Genomic DNA, 19,101 nt, shown 5'->3' on the forward strand with positions numbered 1-19,101 from the left:
AAATTACCAGTGTGGCAGAGGCGGAAGCCGACAGCCATTGGTGTCAACTTAAGCCTAGACATAGCCAGCTGCTTGGATGCCATAACCCGCCTTGGATTTAAATCTCAGTATGATTAAGCTTCTCTCTCAAAATTGCTTCAACTTCAGCCTCAGGATTTTTGAGTTCAAAAGGGTAGGGATGGCGATTAGCAGGATTACGACGGCTCATCAAAACTTCCATTGCAGCGTGAAAAGCCTTATCATCATTTCGATGCTCAGAAATATAACGCTTCAGCTCTGTGTTAGTCATTTGGGACAGATTGTGCATCATAGAACAAATTCCCAGCTTCCATCTTCATAAATTACGAGCGCAATTTCATCATTTACTCCAGCCTGCACATAGATCGTTTTGAACCCCTGATCGTAACGAAAAACCTGAATTGGCTGGTATAGGTTAGAAAGCAACTGACATAGAAATGCCACGGTTACTAACTGCTGCTGTGTTGGCAAACTGCAACTTCCAGGTACATACTAAATATAATAGCAGATCAGAAGTTGCCGCTCTAGCTCACCAACATCTCTCCTCGTTAAACACAAATTGCTATTCTTGTTCCTTTGTTCTTTTCATCATTAGCGCCTTGTTGAGCGATCGCTGCTTAACAAGCGTGCGTAAGCTTTTAGCGGCTATTAATGAGGTTAATCGAGAAATAGGTGAATTTAACCAAAAACATGCTGGGACGATGGAGGAGATAGTGCGGGCGTCACTCAAGTAGGGTAGGTTCGATTACACAAGATCTATCAAGACATTGTTACTATCGCTTTGGTAGAGCTAATCTAATAAAAACGACAGTGGACGACTCATATTCTGAGCAAAGCCAAGGAGCCCGCCATCGCGGTATTGGTAGAGTAATTTCCCCTGTGAATCGAATAAGAAAGTTCCCCCTCGCTGGGTCAGATAAGCCCCATTGGGTACATAAGTATTCCAGTGGCTTAAAACCTCTGTCATATTCCGCAGCCGCAGGGTTGCCAATTCAAAGGGTCTTTGAAAACCTTTGCCACCAGCCAGCCGGAAGAATGAGCCCTTGATAGGGGGAAGTGGTACACCTCGCACAACCTCCTCATCATCGAGCAACTGCGGAGCCTGACTATCGCCCCAATAGCCTCGAAATACTTCAGCTAGAGTGCCAGGACTACCAATACCCGCACACATCAGCAGCAAATTCAAGTAGGTATTTAGGGTTATTGAGAGCCCTGGTAGCTTAAGCGATAGTCCTGGATAAAGATTAAGCTGGTGGTGCAGCTGTACATTGGGAGAGACAAACAGCCAATCCCCAGGAAACCCCGTATAGTTGCAGAATCGCTTACCAGAATCGCGATTGCCAATACCAACAGCTCGTATTACTATACCCTCGCTCTGTAACCTTTTTGCTTCCCGTTGCAGCCACCAAGCGTATTCGAGACTGTCAAAATCTCCAAGTTGGGGCCAGACAAGTACCAGCTGACGGGTGGCTGACTCACAACCGCTCAGAAGTGGCAGGATGACTCCATCACTTACCCGCTGGCAGTGGGTCTGATTTAAGATTGTGTAAGGATTCATTATAAACCGGTTGTTTTAAGGGGAATGTGGTATTAAAAGTAAAGCACGTTTGGACATTGGTTTGAGCTTTGCGAGTCACGCGATCGCTTCTTCTTTAATTTGTTGAATTGCTGGTAAATCAGGAGGTTGTTGGTGGCTCTCCATTCCCAGCCAAAGCAGATACTCAATCTTACCAGCAGGTCTACTCACATTGCTGCCTCAATCAAAGGTATTTATCGGCCTCGATCGTAAATTTGGGATAATCCTGAATATGCCGAGTATGACAACCTATAATTTTGGTGATATTATTCAGTTATCCGTGCTGTTTTACTTAACCGGAAAAAAGCGATTGATTAGTACAACAAAATTTGGTAATAAAGGAGAAGTTAACTCATCCTGATCAAATAAGGTAGCAACTAGAGTTAATTTTACCTTGTCTCGGCGATATACCTCTACTTGCTTACGAAAACGATCGACAATCCAATATTCTTTTACCCCTTGAACTGAATATAATTTTACTTTCACTTCGCGGTCGCGTTTTTCGTTTTCTCTACCAAAAGAAATTACTTCCACCACTAATTCTGGGGCTCCGGTAAGATGTCCAGCTTCATCTTCTATTTGAGCTAATCTTTCTTGGCTTACCCACACTACATCAGGAATCACATTATCGGCATCTGAGAAGATAATTCCGGGAGTAATAATGGTTTCACCATTACCTGTCGATTCTGACCAATTATTCAAATAACTAAAAATTCTCCCACAAATTTGTTGATGTCGTCGGTGAGGCGTTCGGGTCACAAATAATTCTCCGTCAATTATTTCGTATATTGTCCCTTCAGAGTGAGGTAATAGTTCTAAATCATCGATTCTCCAACTGACTCGATCAATCCTTTCAGTCATAGCAATTATCCTGATTTAATCTGTATTAATTTGATCTATTTCAGCTTGGTAAATGAGAGAAGTTATTGCCTATATACCTGTGACAAAAGCGATTTTGATACCAGGAAATCTGTGGGAGAAAGACAACTTTTGCAAAACGTCTAATATCTAGAGGGAATTGAAATATTGCCAGAGATTCCACGAAATTTGAATTTCGTGGAATGGGTTCTTTGTTTTCTCTCCTAATCGAGCCTGTTTTTGAGCCTTGTAAGGAAATCCATGCGTTCGTGTAGAACAGCAATAATCACAGGCTTATTAGTCTGGTCGTCGAGAATGAATAGGTAGTGATGTTCACAACGAATGGATTTCAGGTGAGGATGAATATCCTGCCAAGCCTTGCCAAAAGCCATATTAGTACCGATGCTCTCACAAGCAGCTTCCAGCTTGTCAAGGTAACGGTCTGCCTGCTCCATTCCCCATGTTTGATAGGTATAGCGCCAGACCTCTAGCAAATCCTGCTCTGCTGCATCGGTGAGAATAAATGAGGGCATCTTCAGGACTGGATATTGTTACGTGCTTTCTGCTTAATATCTGCAAAAGTGCTGGGGGAGAATTCACCCCGTTCAGCGGCTTCTATTCTCGGCTTGAGAAAGGCAGACAGTTGAGCGAGGGCTTCTTCCGAGCTTAGTTCTGGGTTGATGGGCACATCAGGCAGAGAGCGTTCAAGTACATATTCCTTAATCGTTTTGCCGCTCAGGGCTGCGATCGCTTTGAGCTTCTGATGCTGTTCTGGGGTGATCTCAATCGAAAGCCTAGGCATGGGAAATCCCTATGTTGTTTAACAACAAGAAGATCTTAGCATAATAACAACATTTGTACAATAACAACTTTTGTTGCTTTTCCGCCTCCCCGTGTTTCCCCTCTCCCCATTGATGTTTAAGAAAACATCACCTTACCTAACTAAATCCCTTCCATATCACTCATAAGACGCGATGGTATATGCATTTTATGGGCATACAGGACTTCCACCAGGATGGTTGCGTTATCTTCTAAGCGAAACAGCACCGCATGGGGAAAACCTTGCAAGCGCCATTTTCTGAATTGATAGACTTGCAGATCCTCGTATCCTTCACCGGCATCGTAGAGAGCGCAGGCATAGGGATTGTTTTTGATGAAATCCAAGGCTTGCTCTACGGCGGCGATGAATCGTTCGGCCACATCTACTCCAGCACGGTTTTTGTAATTCTGTGCATAGTCCCGCCACTGTCGCATAAACAGGGCACTTTTTTGCATGGAGAATGTCATCGTGCTATTTAACTGAGGCTATGGCGAATGGTGTCGGCATCATCCTCTGTCAGAAGGGTATAACTGTTCTCATGGAGAGACTGCCGCAATAAGCTGTTTATGGCGTATCGTTCAGCCGCAGCAGTTTTTTCCATATGTTTGCGAATGAGATCCCGAACAAATTCACTGGGGGTTTCGTATAGCCCGTTTTCTCCTGTCATCTCGGCGACAAATTGCGCTAGCGGTTCCGGCAATGTAGCGTTGATGCGTTTGGGGGGCTGATTGTTCACAGACGGCATAGCAAGCTCCTTGACAGCAAGTGTTTATAGACACTGTAACATTCTATCAGCTAAAGGGCAATATTTCGCATATATTGCCCTTTAGCTGTCACCAGTCACACAGTCACTGCCTACTCCCTACTGCCTCCTCCCTACTCCGTTCGCGTAGCGTGGCCAACGGCCTCAGTCCCTAATCCCTAAAACAATCAAGCTCCTAGGCTTCCATCAAACTAATCCCGGTAAGTGTGGTTATCGACACTAAGAGCCTAACACTAACTAATCTCAGCTCATCTCCCTAGTTGGCCAAGCGTATCCAGAGAGATTCACCTTTTGACTTCCATTAATGGGTACAATTGCTCTGAAGCTTATCTGATGGTGGTCTTGAGACGATTACATATAGAGTCTTATAGGAATGCGATTGGCCTACGGCCACGCTAGGCGAACGCAAAAACAAACCCCTAATATACATGGGTACATTTTTTCTGAAGCAATTGCTGTAACCCGAATTTAAAAAGGGTTTTATGGGTTGTTTAGCACATTAGTATGGAGGAATTTCAGTGAAATGCGATCGCATAGACTTTTGCTCAAAACTCAGCTGCGAACCTACAGCTGGTAGCCCACTGAAACGTGGAAACCATTCTCTTGTAGGGAATTTCCCCGGTTGTTAACCTCAATCAACGGGATACCATAGTCTAGGCGCAAATCTAAACCAGAGATAATTTGCGATCGCAAGCCTAGTCCCAAGCTAGCAATGGTGGCGGGGTCAGGGTCAGGATCTAGATTATTCCAAGCTGTACCGATTTCAAAAAAAGGGGCTAGTTGTAGTTTGCTAGGATCTGAGGTGAGAGGAATGCGGACTTGTACCGAACCCAGGATACCGTTATCAGCAACCAGTTGGTTTTGTCGATAGCCTTTGATAGTATCCACGCCACCGATACTGAAGCGTTCTAGGGAGAGCAAAGAATCTGGGGTTAACTGAGCATTAATTTGTGTGATCAGGGTCGTTCTCGGTGACAACTGTTGTACCCATTGGAATTGTCCCAACCAGCTAAAGAATCGCCCGTCAGTCCCAGTATTGTTGATAGTTGCATCAAAGGCACCCAACCCAAAACTAAACTGAGAGCGAGCAGCTAATATGCGACTAGGGCTACTACGGTCTATCCAATCTTGAGAAAATCGCAATACCGTTACCTTGGATTCGCCGTCTTCTGGGCCAACTGAGAAAGAAAAAGGTTCCCCGAGTAAAAAGGTTTGACTGCGACGCAAGTCTAGGGCTAAACTCAGAGCAAATTCACGTTCTGAGGAGCGGAATATCGGTTGGCGAAAACTGACAGAAAAGGTGCGAGTTTCGCTTTCGATATCAAACTCCTCGAATTCATCTTCGATAATCCCGCTGTCGCTGTTGTTGTAGCGTACAGTAAGGGTGCCATTGTAGGGATTGACGGGGATAGAATAGTTGATATCGTAGAGGTCTAGCCCTTCGGTAAAGCTGTATTGAGTGGTGAAGCGATCGCCAAAACCTAAAAGATTATCATGGGCAACAAACAGCCTGGTTTGTAGTGAACCAATGCTAGGAGATTGGTTGTTGGCGGTAGAAATACCAGCGTGAAAGGCAGAGGCTTCTTTGAGTTTGACTTGCAAAATATTGCTACCAGAGCCGCTTCCTGCAGTTAACTCCGCATCCACTTGATTGAGTAAAGGGTCAAGTTGCAACAGTTTCAGGGCTTCTTCTAAGCGGCTTCGATTTAATGGTGTGTCAGTGGCCACTTCAAGGCGACTGCGCACATATCCTTCCCGCAGACGGTTTAATCCCTCCAGTTCAATCCGTTCTAAGTCACCCTCAACCACCTGGATTTTCACAACACCTTTCCTAAAGTCTTGGACCGGCAAAAATGCGCCAGAGGTGATGTAACCATTTTTAATGTAGAGCTTAGTAATATCAGAACGCAGTTGAAGCAACTCTTCAAACCTTACTACACGGTTCTCATATTGGTTTGTTTTATCTGCAATTTCTTCTTGCAAAACCGTATTTCCCAACACCTCCACTTCTGTGACGAAGAATGGCACAGTGGATGGAGTTGGAACTTCAGGGAGTTGGGGAGAGGAAGGAATTTCCAGACTTGGATCCGGTGGTGATGCTGGAGATTCTTCAGGAACAGGAGGAGGTGAATCAGATGGGGTGGGAATGGTTTCCTGAATTCTTTCAGGGGTTTCGCTGGGAAGGTTCACTCCTGGGGGTGGAGTAGACTGAGCCACTGCTGCCATAGTTAGGCTCACGATGGGAATAATGCTAGAGCCTGAAATTACAATAATCGATCTCAGTGTATGATACATAGTTTCAGCTTTGTTCGCATTGCTGAATCTTCGGATGAATAGGAGTGGGGTGGGCATCCTGCCTGCCTGGGAATGAAACAGGCAAGATGCCTGCTCGGAAATGAAACAGGCAAGATGCCTGCCTGGGAATGAAACAGGTAAGATGCCTGCCTGCTGGGAAATGAAACAGGCAAGATGCCTGTTCTACAGCCAGATGCCCATGCCACAAAACTATTAAAATGATCCCGTATTTATAGCACTACGCATTAAGGTGTTTGAGATTGATACAAGCAACAAAAGCTGTTTTAGTCAACTTTTGTATGCATGGCTCTTGCCTTGGGCGTAGCGCTATATCTATCCAAATGCTTCCCCCAACCCCCAGAGGCTGAGGGTGTTTTTGGAAAGAGTCTTAAACGAAGTTAAAGTCCGAAGAAATCACAACATTAGTGGTGTCTTCTACCACACCGATAAGATCGTTCTTATAGTAAATCAAGGTATCTTTTGCACTGCTGCCAGACCAGTTTTGGAAGCTCAGTGAGTAGTCACTGGAACTACCATAAACCTGGAACTTATCTCCCTCAGACCAGTAGAAGTCGGTAATTGTGGCATAGCCCGAGCCTAGATAGAATGCCCCAAAGGCATTCCCCAAAACAAATGTATCTGCTCCATCATAAGAACCTTGAACACCAGGCTGGGATGAACTGTAGTCTCCGCTTAGGATATCGTATTCTCCTGTAGTGCCACCATAACCATTGAGGATGTCATTACCGGAACCCCCGACTAATGTATCGGTTCCCGTTCCTCCAAGTAATGTATCATGGCCAGATTCACCATTGAGGCTGTCATTGCCGGAACTGCCACTTAAGTAATCGTTTCCAGAGTAACCAAAAAGGGTGTCGTTACCTGAGCCACCATAGATATAGTCATGGCCAGTCGAGCCATCCAGATAATCGTTTCCACTCTGACCGTAGAGGTTATCGTTGCCGCTATTACCATATAAATTATCGTGTCCAGAGTAACCAAAAAGGGTGTCGTTACCTGAGCCACCATAGATATAGTCATGGCCAGTCGAGCCATCCAGATAGTCGTTTCCACCCTCACCGTAGAGGTTATCGTTGCCGCTATTACCATATAAAGTGTCGTTCTTTGGACCGCCAATCAGGGTATCATTGCCGCCATTACCCGTCATTGTCCAAGACTTCCATTTCTTGAATATCCACCAACCTTCTTTGTGCGCTTGAAAGTAATTGTTAGCATTGTTACCGACGTAATTTCCCATGGTTTTTACTCCTGAGAGAATTGAATTGTGTAACTTCAAAGGGTTATATTCAGTCAATTAATTCTAGATAACCCCAATGTCTAAGCCTTAATTTTTGCTAGAATTTGGTCGTTAATTTTGCAAAATTAACAAATTAGTTAGACATAATTTGTTCAGCAACTGGCTTAGCTTGCTTGTTGTTTAATTTTCATAATAAATTTAAGGCTTTTAGAATTCATTCACCGTATCTACCAATGTGATGACTTGGATAACCAAGACTCATGGCAAGATTTAGTCAGTGGGATTGCTGAAAACTACATATTGGTAATCAAAAAGAGAGGCTCTAATCCAGTGAGCCTCTCTTTTTTGGTTTACGGTAGTTGTGCTAAAAGCTAAAGCTTGAAGCTAAGGAAGTATAGGATCAAGCTTCTGTTCAAAATTCCTCACCCCTAGCCTCAAGAACATTCCCGCCCCATCACTAGGTTTCCATTGGGCAGTTGATAAACCCCCGTTGCTTCAACAATTGGGTCACCCTTTTGCCAAGGACGAGAGGCACTCTCACTGGGTACCACCGTGCGTACCTCTCCAGTGGGATAACGTGAAACGGAAGCATCCCCAGGGCGGGTGGGTAAGTTACCACCACCGGTAATGATGAATTTTCCCTCTTGTTCACTGGTTCGGACAATGCAGCTATTGGCTAGCAGATTGTCGGTGTCAATCAGATTGTCCGGTAACTCTGTCAGGCTGTTTTCGATAAAATCGAGGTTGGGTAAAGTGATAACCCCATCGACTGCCCCACTAGCATTGATATCGACTCGGTTATTATTATCTAAAGTAGCTGGGTCAGTGCCTTTTGGTGCTGGACGGAAGGCAAAGCCGAAGAAGATGGGGGTTTTGAAGGTAATATCACCTCCTCGGCCATCACGGGCAAAGGCCAGGATGTCGCTGTCAGCAAAGGCAATGAGGGAGTCAGTGGTGATGGTAATATTGCCCCCGTTCTCAGCACCGCTGAAGACACTGGTGGTGATGTCACTGTCACCCCGTAGCCTAATATCTTTGGCTGTGATTTTGATCTCACCTCCGGCAGATTGAGTGGTAGCAGTAATGATATTGCCGTCAGTAGCTGTTAACCTGTCTGAGACATTGAGATTGATGTTGCCAGCGTCGCCTTCTCCCTCACTTTGGGCAGTTATCTCTGCACCATCCTCAAGGGTTAGTTTTCCAGTGGTAATCTCTAAGTCTCCAGCCTCTGCAGTTGAGCCTAAAAGTGCTGCTGTAAACACACCACTGGGGACTGTGCCATCCGCTGAGGTGCCAATCACTTCTACTGATTCTGAGGCATTGATGGTTATATTTCCTCCTTCACCTCGATTTGTGGTTGCTGCGCCAATGCGTGAACCACTGCGGACGCTCAGTTGGTTGGTTGTAATATCTATATCCCCGGCATTTCCGGAAGCATTAATAGGAGTAGCAACAGGACCAGTAATTGTACCTGCCGAAATTGTAGCTCCCTCCTCAAGAGTTATTCTGCCAGAATTTAAAAATAAGTTTCCTGCATCACCATTTCCGAGAGTAGCAGTCGCTATGCCTGCCTGACCTTGAATCTCGATAGACTCGGTAGCAGTTATACTTAACTCTCCGCCTTTTCCCTCAGGCAAGGTACCTTGTGCATCATTTTCGTCACTTAAAACAGGTCCTGAGATAATTCCAGCTCCATTCTGAATGACTAAACTACTAGTAGTAAGGCTTAAATTACCAGCATTACCAGTCCCAAAAGTTGCTGTTGTCAAACCTGTAGCAGTTTGACCTGCCTGGCGAAGTGAGTCTAGGTCTAGAGGATTAGGATTAAATACTATGGATTGATTGCCCCTTAGTTTAACAGACTCGGAAGCATTGATGGTTAAGTTCCCTCCATTGCCACTGCTGAATGTTTCTGTCCCTATGCCAGTATACCTATTCAATTCAGGTCGGTCATTTTGTACAACCAATTGCTGAGTATTAATGATTGCGTTGCCAGCATCGCCAGTCCCATATGTCTGGACAAGCAATCGACTACCATTGATTATATTGATGGAATCAGAAGCATTAATGTTGAGATTTCCGCCCAAGCCATCTCCACGAGTTATCGTCGATACTCTCGTCCCAGTAAAGGAAACGGATTGAGCCTTGATGATATTAATGTCACCAGCCTTAACGGAGCCACGAGTTTCGGTAGTAATAAGCTGATTTTTTGCTATGATTGCACTGTTGCTATTTAACGTAATATCACCCCCTGCTACAGTGCTACCACTAGAATCAAGAGAACCAAGGTTAAGGTCACCGTCAGCAGACAGGGTTATCGCTCCGCCACTGCCAGAGGAAAATGTGCTGAGAATACCTTCCGTAGTATCGATACTACCATTGTTGCTGGTGAGGGTAATCGAGCCACTGGGACTAATAATATCCTGAGTATTAATGTCTCCGATGGCGTTGAGTATCAAGCTTTTTTCTTGATTGGAAGAGCCTATAATACTAAGGCTACCGATTTGTGCGATCGCACCACCGGAAGTAATTGTTACATTACCAGCATAAGTTGAGTTTAGTAAGTTGCTAGAGTCACTTTCGTTGATTGAGATGTTACCCCCTGTAAAGGAAAGATTCCCAAACTGATTCTCTGAGTTGTTGAGAGTAATATTGCCATTCTTAGCCTTGAAGCTAGCAGTACCGCTAACATTTAGAGAACCATTTTGGATAATTTCGGGAGTACCTGTATCGAGGCGACTTAGGGGTGCCTCAGTATTTATTCTCAATACGCCGCCAAAGGAGTTTCCAGATTGAGCTAATTCAATCGCTGTACTTTCGTTAAAGGCTTCATTGTTGTTGAAAGTCAGTCTTCTCCCTAAGCTGTTCACCGTTAGATTGCCAGAGATACTTTCGGCACTTAGGGTGATCAGTCCCACGTCAGTGATAATCACATCCCCATTGGGCAAGGTTATTCGAGGCAAAATAGTATTGTTGCCAGTAGGCTCTAAATTGTCACTAGGAGCGTTTGGAATAGTGTTCCCTGCTACTTGTAAGATTTCTCCAGGGGCTTGGAAAATTGGTCCAGTAGAGTTAATCGTAAAATCCCCACCAATCAGGGAGTTACCGATGATGGTGGCATTACTGTTAGTAATTGTGACATTGCCAGCGTTGGGGAGGGTGGTGGTGAGGCTGGTATCTCCTACAACAGTTAATGATGCTCCTATATTTTGAGTAATCATGCCTCCAGAGGTTAAGTTCAAGTTACCAGTGGCAGAGGACGTGATCAGATTTGTCCCGTCACTCTCACGGATAGAGACATCATTACCGGTGAAGGCTAGATTACCAAACTGATTAGCTGGTTCGTTGAGACTAATATTGCCAGTGTTGGCGTTGAAAGTAGCGGTACCACTGACGGTTTGAGTGCCAGTTTGAATAATACCGGGGGTACCTTCCAACAAGATGGCATCGGTGGTGGTGTTAAACCGGAGGGTACCGCCAAAGGAATTGTCTTGATTAAGAGTGATGGCAGGGTTATCCAGAACCTGGTTAAAACTGACAACGGCTGCTGGTAAGCTATTTACTGTCAGGTTACCTGTGACGGTGTTGGCCTCTAGGTTAACTGTTCCCAGTTGAGTAATAATCAAATCCCCATTGGGTAGGAGAGTCTCTTGAGAAAAGTCACCGATAGTGTTAATTAGGGGTTGGCTATCTCCCCCATTGACTGAGATATCTCCAGCGACTTGCAAGGGTTCGCCGGGAACTTGAGTAATTGGTAGAGCAGAGTTGAGAGTGAAGTTGCCCCCAATAATGGAGTAACCAACAGTGGTAGGTTTAGTGTTGGTAACACTAACATTACCTGCATTGGCTAGAGTGCTAGTGAAGAAGGCATCCCCATTCACAAACAGACTGCCGCTAGTTTGGGTAATGGTACTCCCTAAAACACTAAGATTACCACTACCAGTATTGATGTCATTGTTAAAGATAACGTCGCTACCGGCAATGAAGGTCAGGGGGTTATTGTTGGTGTTAATGGCTCCAGTTGTTGTAATTGTCCCGCCTGTAACTGGAGTTTGAATGGTAGTAGGACTGTTGAAGGCAGCAGGCAAAATAGCGATCGCACCGCTGCTGTTGTCTCGCCCAATCAGAATCTGGGCAAACCCCTTTTGTAATGTGTTGAGTTCGCTGCTATCTAAATTTAAGCGGGCATCAGTAGTAGTGCCACCGATAGTGATGCCCAAAGTAGGGTCAAGGGGCTGTAGCTGAAGGCGGTTCGTGCCTGTAATTTCAGCCAGATTACTAGCAATAGTAATTTCATCAGCGGTGAGGGTGATGTTTCCAGTGCCAATAGCTTCAATTGCACCTCCATCACCAAAGAAAATCCCCTCACTGTTATTGCCAATGCCGCTAATAATGCCCTCTAGAGTAATGTTTCCTGTTCCAGTAGTTCGCACTACGCCATCGCCAGCTCTACCCAACCAAATACCGTAATTGTTAGTTCCGGTTCCTCTGCTAATTCCTCTCAAGAGGATATCGCCATCTACGGATGTCACTCTAGTGTTGGGATCTAAAACAACGATTCCTTGATTCCCGTCGGACCCGATTCCACCATTCCCCCCATTTCCAGTCATGGTAATCATTCCTGTTCCGGTGGATTCTACCCGACCGCCACGTACAATCGAAATGCCCTCACGGTTCAAACCAGTTCCATTAGTCGTACCTGTCAAGGTAATATTCCCGCTGGATTGCACTAAACCGTCTACTCTAATAAAAATGCCGTGATTGGTTGTTCCAGCAGATGTTTGAGCAGCATTATTAGCGCCAGTCAGAGTTATATCTCCATTAATCGAACTAATTCTAGAGTTTGCATCTTGAAGTAGTATTCCGTGATTAAAATTTGCTCCACTCCCGCTGAAACCCTCTAGGTCAATGGTGCCATTGGTTGTTTCCACCACGCCGCCAGATTTAATGAAAATACCTGTATTGTCGTTTCCAGTGCCGTTTCCAGTACCTGTCAAGCTAATATTTCCGGTTGCTGTAGAAACCCTACCACTCGCCTCAATTAGTATTCCGGGATTTACATCCGTTCCGTTACTACCAGTACCTTCTAGAGTTATGCTACCTGTCCCAGTTGCTTCCACTACACCGGGACTACCACTGAAGTGCTGCTCTCGAATTATGATGCCGTAGTTACCTGCGCCAGTGCCGTTGCTAGTACCCTTCAGGCTAATATTCCCTGTCCCAGTGGAGCGAACTACACTGCCATCACGAACCTGAAGACCCCATCCATTGTTAACCCCACCGCCAGTGCCTATCAAGCGAATATCACCATTTTCAGAACTAACAGTAGTGTTTTCGATTACGTCAATGCCTATACTAAAATCCCCCTCTGTTCCACCATTGCCAATTAGAGTAATATTCCCTAACCCACTGGTTTCTAATCGACTCTGGAGCAGAGTAATGCCATGATTATTAGTGTTGTTACTACCATCCCTTCCCCTACCTACTAAGTTAATACTGCCATCTTCAGCGTTAATGCTGCTAAAACCAATAAAAATGCCCTCTCTACGAGCTTGACTTCCTTTGCCTGAACCTATGAAATCACCGCCATTAGTATCAATCGTGGCATTAAAAATACCAATAGCGCCTGCTCCGCTATTGTCACTATCAGCTAACAGCTCTACATTTAACTGACCGCTATTGGAAGTAATATCAGCTTTGAGATCAATATCGTTTTCTGCCTGCAAGGTAAGAGTTGCGTCTCCACCTGCTGTCTTGCGAATTGGTGCATCATTATTCTGAGTAATGTTACCTTGATCAGTGCCACCGATACTTGTTGAAATTGTGACGTTGGTGCCCCTATTCAGGGCAGCATTAATATTATCAACATCAACTGTATTCGTACCAATAGCACCACCACCATTGGCGAGTGTGATATCAGTGGGATCGATTAGCCAGGTGCCACCACTGCCATTAGGAGCACTAGCATCGGGAGTACTGGTGAGATTAAGAAACTGTTTGCCAGAGGTTTCAATAAATCCCCCATCACCGGAAACAGTTCCTCCCCTTGCTGTAAGGGTTCCGTGAACGGTTGCTGTCTGATCCGCCCAAACAATCACCTTGCCCCCATCCCCATTGGTCAAGGCATCGGCATTAATCGTTACATCGGAGCCCACAAAGGTATGTACTGCATTGGGAACCGTGCCATTACCCTGAAAGTCTCCCCCAATCAATACTGTACCGCCACCGGTGTCAGAGGAGACATCAATTCGGGCATTATCCAACAAGCTAACCTGATTTCCGAGAACCTCAACCCGGCCACCAGCTGCTGTCAGGGAGCCAGTGCTAGTTACTGTACCACCGGATAAACTGAGCGTTTGTCCCGAACCAACTGCTAAATTCCCAGCATTAGCGATCGCACCAGCTTGATTCGTCCCATATTGCAATCCCAAAGGCACACTCACCGTTAACAAGGACGAATTGTCGGGATTGGCACTAAAGGATGACCCATCCCCAAAGGTGATCGAATTCGCTGTACTCGCCACAAACGAACCCTGAATATCCAGTTGAGCATTGGCTCCAAAGATAATCCCATGGGGATTCAGTAAAAATAGATTAGCAGCACCATCGACTCCCAAGGTGCCCAAAATACTTGAGGGATTAGTGCCAGTCACCCGTGAGATAATATTATCAATCCCTGCTGGATTAGCAAAATAAACCCGTTGTAACTCCTCAACATTAAAATCAGTAAAACTGTGGAACAGATTTGCCCCTCGTTCTGCTCCACCTTCTATCAAATCCGCTAGCCCTCCCCTAACCTGAGCATCAGGCGTAACCCGAGAACGTTCAGCCCCTAAAGTCGTATCTGGTGTAACCTCAGCCAAGGCTTGATGTTTATCAAAGGGAAAAAACACACCGAGCGTTAAGCAACTGGCTACTTTCAATAAGCCACAGTAACGACCCCAAGATTGATTAACCATGGAATTCTTCTCCTTGCTCCCGTTCTTACTTTTTTGCTCCCTGAAAAGGAATTATAAAGTATTCGGTTAACCTATCAGCTAACTATTCCTACAAACTTGATTGCCAATATAAGCAAGGGTAATTGCGCAATTGTGCAATTATTATTGTCAGCAGGTATAGCGTCTGTATCTGGGTTTTGAACACAGGTATTGCATGAAAAGGCAAAAGGCAAAAGGCAAAAGGCAAGAGGGGCAAGAGATCCTCAGTTTTATTGTCCAATCAAAAAAGACCATACAGGTTTACATCTCAAATACAGCTGATGCAGCTGTAGGACAAATTACTGTAATATCATGTCAGGATAATTACCCTTAATAACAATCTCCCTATCTCCCTATCTCCCCATCTCCCCACACCTCCCACCCTCTACTAAATTAAGGGTATTCAACCAAACTTGATATAAGATTTGTGTCCAGATACTTAGCACTGGAGAATCCTATTAATGTCCAGAAAACCTAAATCCAGAAGCGATCGCTTTTTAGGAATACTATTCTTCTTTAGCCTTACCCTTTGTATAGGGCTAAGTCATCTTCCCTCAATCGCTCAACCAGCTGAACCGGGAAATATGGCAACCACCCAGGCTGATAATCCCAGTCAACTGGTGCAACAAGGGGTTGAGTACTACCAAGCTGGAGATTATCAAGCTGCCATAGAGCCTTGGCAAAATGCCTTGACGCTCTACCAAGAGAGCAACAACTATACCAATAGCGCAATTGTCCGGGAAAATCTGGCCAGAGCCTATCAAAAGATTGGTCACATCCAGCAAGCAATCACTAACTGGGAGCAAGCCATCCTTGACTATCAACAGTTAAGAAACTGGCAACAAATGGGGCGAATGAAAACGGAACTGGCTCAAGCCTACAATAGTTTTGGACAACCGAGAAAAGCTCTGGCGCTGCTATGTGGAGCCCCTAATACTGATGAAAATTCTAAAAACAAACCCAGTTGTGTCCAAGACAGTGCCTTGAAAGTTGCTCGGGCTCATCACGATTGGAAGGGAGAGGCTGCTGCTTTGGGAAGTATGGGGAATGCCTATATTCTCAGAGGGGATTATGACCAAGGGATTCAATGTTTACAGACTGGTTTAGGGATTGATAAAAACGTTGAGTTTGATATCAGCCCCCAACGCACAAAAGACTGTACAATAGATAAATTGGGCAAAAATTACACAGCCAAGATTCTCGCCGATAGTCCCTATCGCAGTTCATTTCTTAACGACCTAGGTAATGCTTACTTTAGCAAAGCTCAGCGTTGGGAGCGCTGGGCTAGCTCTGCCAAACAGCGGGGAGCGAAAGAAACAACCAAGGAATTTAGAAAAAATGCCAACAATAATTACAATCAAGCTCGGAAGTATTTTCAGCAAAGTCTCGAACTAGCGCGCACTCAAAATCACCAACCTGCTCAAATGCGAGCATTGCGCAATTTGATTCGACTGTCCTACCGCCCTCAAGAATCAATATCAATAGAGGCGCGAAACCAATGGGTTCAAGAGGCTCAGGAATTGTTCAACGAACTACCGGATTCTCAGGACAAAGTCTACGCAGCCATCGATTTAGCTAAACTGGAGCAACCGATGACTGTGGTTACTCACACGTCCCAACACAATTCCTGTGGCAAACGTCAGCTAGAAGCAGAGACTGAAACACTCCTCAAGCAAGCCGTCTCAATTGCTCAACGCCTTAAGGACTACCGTTCCCAGTCTTTTGCATGGGGTGAATTGGGTCATCTGTATTACTGCCGCCAAGACTATCAAAACGCCCTAGACTTCACTCAAAAGGCATGGTGGATGGCTGACCAAAATCTATCCGCAAAAGATAGCTTGTATTTGTGGCAGTGGCAGCTTGGTCAAATTTTCCAAGCCCAAGTTAAGGAAGATGAGGCCGTTAATGCTTATAAAGAAGCGATCGCTACCTTAGAAGGTTTTGAAGGTGAACAGGGTAAAGGTGAACAGGGTAAAGGTCAACAGGGTATCCGAACCGACATTTTGATTGCTCAGCGAAACTTACAATTTGACTTTCGGGATACCATTGAGCCTCTGTACCGCCAGTTTGCTCAGCTAAGACTCAAGCGTGCCGATTCATTATCCTCTGAGTCTGAGCAGTACCAGACAGAGCTGAATTCTGCCCTCAAAACCGTTGATTCCCTGAAACTAGCAGAGCTACAAAATTACTTCGGGAATGATTGTCTTTTAACACTCTTCAACCAGAAACAAATTGATGAGCTTGTCACCAAAGATACAGCCGTCTTGAGCTTGATGATTCTGGAAGAGAAAGCTGCTATTATGGTTAGTCTACCAAACGGCGATAAAAGGTTAAAAAAGTTTAAGTTGTCACAGGTCGATAGTCAAAGGCTAATCAAAGAAGTCAACGACTTCCGGACAAAAATACAGCAACATCATGACCTCACTAAAGCTTTCTTAACACCAGCACAGAACCTGTATAACTGGCTGATTGCTCCATTTGCCTCTGATTTAGAGTCAGCGCAGATAAAAACACTCGTGTTTATTCAGGACGGCATCTTGCGTAGCATTCCCATGGCGGCACTCTATGATGGTAAGGAATTTTTGGTAGAAAAATATGCCATTGCCACAACTCCCAGTCTTACCCTAACCAATCCCCAAGCCTTGAACCGTCAAGAACTAGGAGCACTCGCTTTGGGATTAACTCAACCAGCGGTCATTGATGGTGAAAGTTTCAGTAAACTGGAAAACGTCCGTAAGGAAATCGAAAACGTCAAAGCTCAATTTCCAGGAAGCAAAACCCTCTTGGATGAGCAATTTACCCGCAAGAGCTTGCAGCAAGAACTCCAACAAAAAGTTTACCCAATTCTTCACATTGCCACTCACGGTAAGTTCGGCACAATTCCAGAGGACACTTTTTTAGTCACAGGTAATAATGAAAAGCTCACAATCACTGAGCTAGAGAAAGACATCCGCCGCTTAAGTCGTGGATCTAAACCACTAGAGTTGCTTGTGCTTACCGCTTGTCAAACTGCGACAGGAGACGACCGTACAACTCTAGGTCTAGCTGGCATCATTGTACAAGCTGGTGTCAGAAGCGCCCTAGCTTCCCTTTGGTATATTCCAGATAACTCTACTTCAGAGTTAGTCACTCAGTTTTACTATAACCTCCGATTGGGCATGAGCAAAGCAGAAGCTCTCAAAGAAGCACAAAAGGAGATGATTCCAAAGAAAAGGTACTCCCCCGCCCATTGGGCACCATTCATCATAATTGGTAATTGGCTGTAGAGCGGGGTTCACTGGATTATCGGGCAACGTTAGCAATGTTTATCAAGTACCCCATCCGTTTTTCAATCGATTCCCGCTCCTCTTCAGTCAAGTCTTGTGATGGTTTTGGTTTTTCCCACTTGGCCAGGTCTTCCAACAGAGCAGATGCCACAACTCCAAGTTTCGACTCTTCAGCCAGTTTGAGGGCTTCATCTAGTGCGTTGTACCAGAAACCAGCCTCAGCATAGAGATCTGCTTTTTCGGCGCTATCGACTGCATTGTCAAGTTTGTCTTGCAAATCTGGGGGCATCTCCACAACCTCTATTTGTGCTCTGTCTACTAAAGCACTTGATGGGTAACTAGGATCACAAAGGATTACAACTTGCCAGACATAGTCTTTGCCCACTAAGAGCCCTGGTTCACCTTGTGGAAATGGGGATAGGGTCATAATCCCTGGTGAACTCTGCAATGACATGCTATGGACTTCTGTAAAGTTACCATCTGAGCCACGACTGTAGATCGTGAATGTCAGCTTTAAGGATTTGGAGTCAGGCACAAACCAAGCAAATGTCGGATGGGTAGAAGTCGTTTGCCCAACATAATTTTGAGAAGCAAGAACCGTTAACGGTATATCTCCTCCATCACACCCCCTAGTCGTTCCCGAATTCGTTTTGGTCTCTTGACCGGCAGTTTTTTGATCAGGAGGAGGCTTATACTCAGCTCTAGCTACAACTCCCGGAGTTGCCACCAGCGCTAAACTCAAGACACAACCAGTTACTACTCTAACGTTAATGGGTTTGTTAAAAAGCCCCACAATTTCAGCCATCATAATATTGATTGAGTAGATGCTTATTTAATTGAAACCATACTACGAATAGGGTAACCATGACATGGATGCTTGCTACCAACTTGATTGATAAAATCAGACCAATAGATAACTTAGTTTGGTAATCTTAATTGCTGAAAACTACAAAGCTAAGCGCGTTTATATAGCAATTCTTATAGCTATGACATACACAATTTCGGGATTTTAGGGAACAGGGAACAGGGAACAGGGAACAGTAGTAGGGTGCGTTAGGGGCGGACTTGCCCTTATTTTTAACTTCGTAGCCAGGGTTGAGATAGTCCGCCCCGTAACGCACCACCAAAAGCCTCTGATTTGGCGTTGCTTAATAATGGAATGATTTTAAGAGTTTTCTGGAATGGGCATCTTGCGTGGAACTGGCATCTTGTGTAGAACTGGCATCTTGTGTAGAACTGGCATCTTGTGTAGAACTGGCATCTTGTGTAG

Annotated in this window: 13 protein-coding genes; 1 reads left to right on the plus strand and 12 read right to left on the minus strand. The window is 45.0% G+C overall.

Annotation, left to right across the window (positions count from 1 at the left end):
* Positions 1-97: 97 nt before the first annotated feature.
* The 11 genes from AC4II3_RS09370 to AC4II3_RS09420 form a co-directional block, all read right to left on the minus strand.
* On the minus strand, positions 98-310 hold the full coding sequence (locus AC4II3_RS09370) for a DUF6887 family protein (protein ID WP_488008130.1): 213 nt from the start codon (positions 308-310) through the stop codon (positions 98-100).
* On the minus strand, positions 307-489 hold the full coding sequence (locus AC4II3_RS09375) for a DUF6888 family protein (protein WP_488029283.1): 183 nt from the start codon (positions 487-489) through the stop codon (positions 307-309). The genes AC4II3_RS09370 and AC4II3_RS09375 overlap by 4 nt, the downstream gene beginning before the upstream one ends.
* Positions 490-808: 319 nt before the next feature.
* Positions 809-1,576, minus strand: coding sequence for a peroxiredoxin-like family protein (locus AC4II3_RS09380; protein WP_488008132.1), 768 nt, complete (start codon positions 1,574-1,576; stop codon positions 809-811).
* 306 nt (positions 1,577-1,882) lie between these two features.
* Positions 1,883-2,455, minus strand: coding sequence for a Uma2 family endonuclease (locus AC4II3_RS09385; protein ID WP_488008134.1), 573 nt, complete (start codon positions 2,453-2,455; stop codon positions 1,883-1,885).
* A 221-nt stretch (positions 2,456-2,676) separates the two neighbouring features.
* On the minus strand, positions 2,677-2,985 hold the full coding sequence (locus tag AC4II3_RS09390; RefSeq protein ID WP_488008136.1) for a type II toxin-antitoxin system RelE/ParE family toxin: 309 nt from the start codon (positions 2,983-2,985) through the stop codon (positions 2,677-2,679).
* A gap of 2 nt (positions 2,986-2,987) precedes the next feature.
* Positions 2,988-3,254 carry an antitoxin gene (locus AC4II3_RS09395; protein WP_488008138.1) on the minus strand — a complete coding sequence of 89 codons (267 nt, stop codon included), beginning with the start codon at positions 3,252-3,254 and terminating at the stop codon, positions 2,988-2,990.
* A gap of 140 nt (positions 3,255-3,394) precedes the next feature.
* Positions 3,395-3,739: a type II toxin-antitoxin system RelE/ParE family toxin gene (locus AC4II3_RS09400; protein WP_070391078.1), complete on the minus strand. Its 345-nt coding sequence runs from the start codon at positions 3,737-3,739 to the stop codon at positions 3,395-3,397.
* Positions 3,740-3,747: 8 nt separating this feature from the next.
* The gene (locus AC4II3_RS09405) at positions 3,748-4,017 is read right to left on the minus strand and encodes a ribbon-helix-helix domain-containing protein (RefSeq protein ID WP_293114011.1); all 270 of its coding nucleotides are present in this window, start codon (positions 4,015-4,017) and stop codon (positions 3,748-3,750) included.
* Between the two features lie 582 nt (positions 4,018-4,599).
* The gene (locus tag AC4II3_RS09410) at positions 4,600-6,261 is read right to left on the minus strand and encodes a ShlB/FhaC/HecB family hemolysin secretion/activation protein (protein ID WP_490722809.1); all 1,662 of its coding nucleotides are present in this window, start codon (positions 6,259-6,261) and stop codon (positions 4,600-4,602) included.
* A 457-nt stretch (positions 6,262-6,718) separates the two neighbouring features.
* A complete protein-coding gene (locus AC4II3_RS09415) occupies positions 6,719-7,588 on the minus strand; it encodes a calcium-binding protein (protein WP_488008143.1) in 870 nt (289 codons plus the stop codon).
* 434 nt (positions 7,589-8,022) lie between these two features.
* A complete protein-coding gene (locus AC4II3_RS09420) occupies positions 8,023-14,547 on the minus strand; it encodes a two-partner secretion domain-containing protein (protein WP_488008145.1) in 6,525 nt (2,174 codons plus the stop codon).
* A 479-nt stretch (positions 14,548-15,026) separates the two neighbouring features.
* On the opposite strand from AC4II3_RS09420, the gene AC4II3_RS09425 reads away from it, so the two are divergent.
* Positions 15,027-17,831 (plus strand): CHAT domain-containing protein, encoded by a 2,805-nt coding sequence (locus tag AC4II3_RS09425; protein WP_488008147.1) that lies wholly within the window; start codon positions 15,027-15,029, stop codon positions 17,829-17,831.
* Between the two features lie 16 nt (positions 17,832-17,847).
* Here AC4II3_RS09425 and AC4II3_RS09430 read toward each other — a convergent pair whose 3' ends face one another.
* The gene (locus AC4II3_RS09430) at positions 17,848-18,639 is read right to left on the minus strand and encodes a DUF928 domain-containing protein (protein ID WP_488008149.1); all 792 of its coding nucleotides are present in this window, start codon (positions 18,637-18,639) and stop codon (positions 17,848-17,850) included.
* Between the last annotated feature and the right edge of the window lie 462 nt (positions 18,640-19,101).

The sequence above is a fragment of the Moorena sp. genome, from assembly GCF_982860115.1.

Excerpts from the sequence above, each read along its gene's own strand:
- AC4II3_RS09405 (WP_293114011.1), bottom strand. The coding sequence starts at position 4,017 with ATGCCGTCTGTGAACAATCAGCCCCCCAAACGCATCAACGCTACATTG.
- AC4II3_RS09415 (WP_488008143.1), bottom strand. The coding sequence starts at position 7,588 with ATGGGAAATTACGTCGGTAACAATGCTAACAATTACTTTCAAGCGCAC.
- AC4II3_RS09390 (WP_488008136.1), bottom strand. The coding sequence starts at position 2,985 with ATGCCCTCATTTATTCTCACCGATGCAGCAGAGCAGGATTTGCTAGAG.
- AC4II3_RS09425 (WP_488008147.1), top strand. The coding sequence starts at position 15,027 with ATGTCCAGAAAACCTAAATCCAGAAGCGATCGCTTTTTAGGAATACTA.
- AC4II3_RS09380 (WP_488008132.1), bottom strand. The coding sequence starts at position 1,576 with ATGAATCCTTACACAATCTTAAATCAGACCCACTGCCAGCGGGTAAGT.
- AC4II3_RS09395 (WP_488008138.1), bottom strand. The coding sequence starts at position 3,254 with ATGCCTAGGCTTTCGATTGAGATCACCCCAGAACAGCATCAGAAGCTC.
- AC4II3_RS09385 (WP_488008134.1), bottom strand. The coding sequence starts at position 2,455 with ATGACTGAAAGGATTGATCGAGTCAGTTGGAGAATCGATGATTTAGAA.
- AC4II3_RS09410 (WP_490722809.1), bottom strand. The coding sequence starts at position 6,261 with ATGGCAGCAGTGGCTCAGTCTACTCCACCCCCAGGAGTGAACCTTCCC.
- AC4II3_RS09400 (WP_070391078.1), bottom strand. The coding sequence starts at position 3,739 with ATGACATTCTCCATGCAAAAAAGTGCCCTGTTTATGCGACAGTGGCGG.
- AC4II3_RS09430 (WP_488008149.1), bottom strand. The coding sequence starts at position 18,639 with ATGATGGCTGAAATTGTGGGGCTTTTTAACAAACCCATTAACGTTAGA.
- AC4II3_RS09370 (WP_488008130.1), bottom strand. The coding sequence starts at position 310 with ATGATGCACAATCTGTCCCAAATGACTAACACAGAGCTGAAGCGTTAT.
- AC4II3_RS09420 (WP_488008145.1), bottom strand. The coding sequence starts at position 14,547 with ATGGTTAATCAATCTTGGGGTCGTTACTGTGGCTTATTGAAAGTAGCC.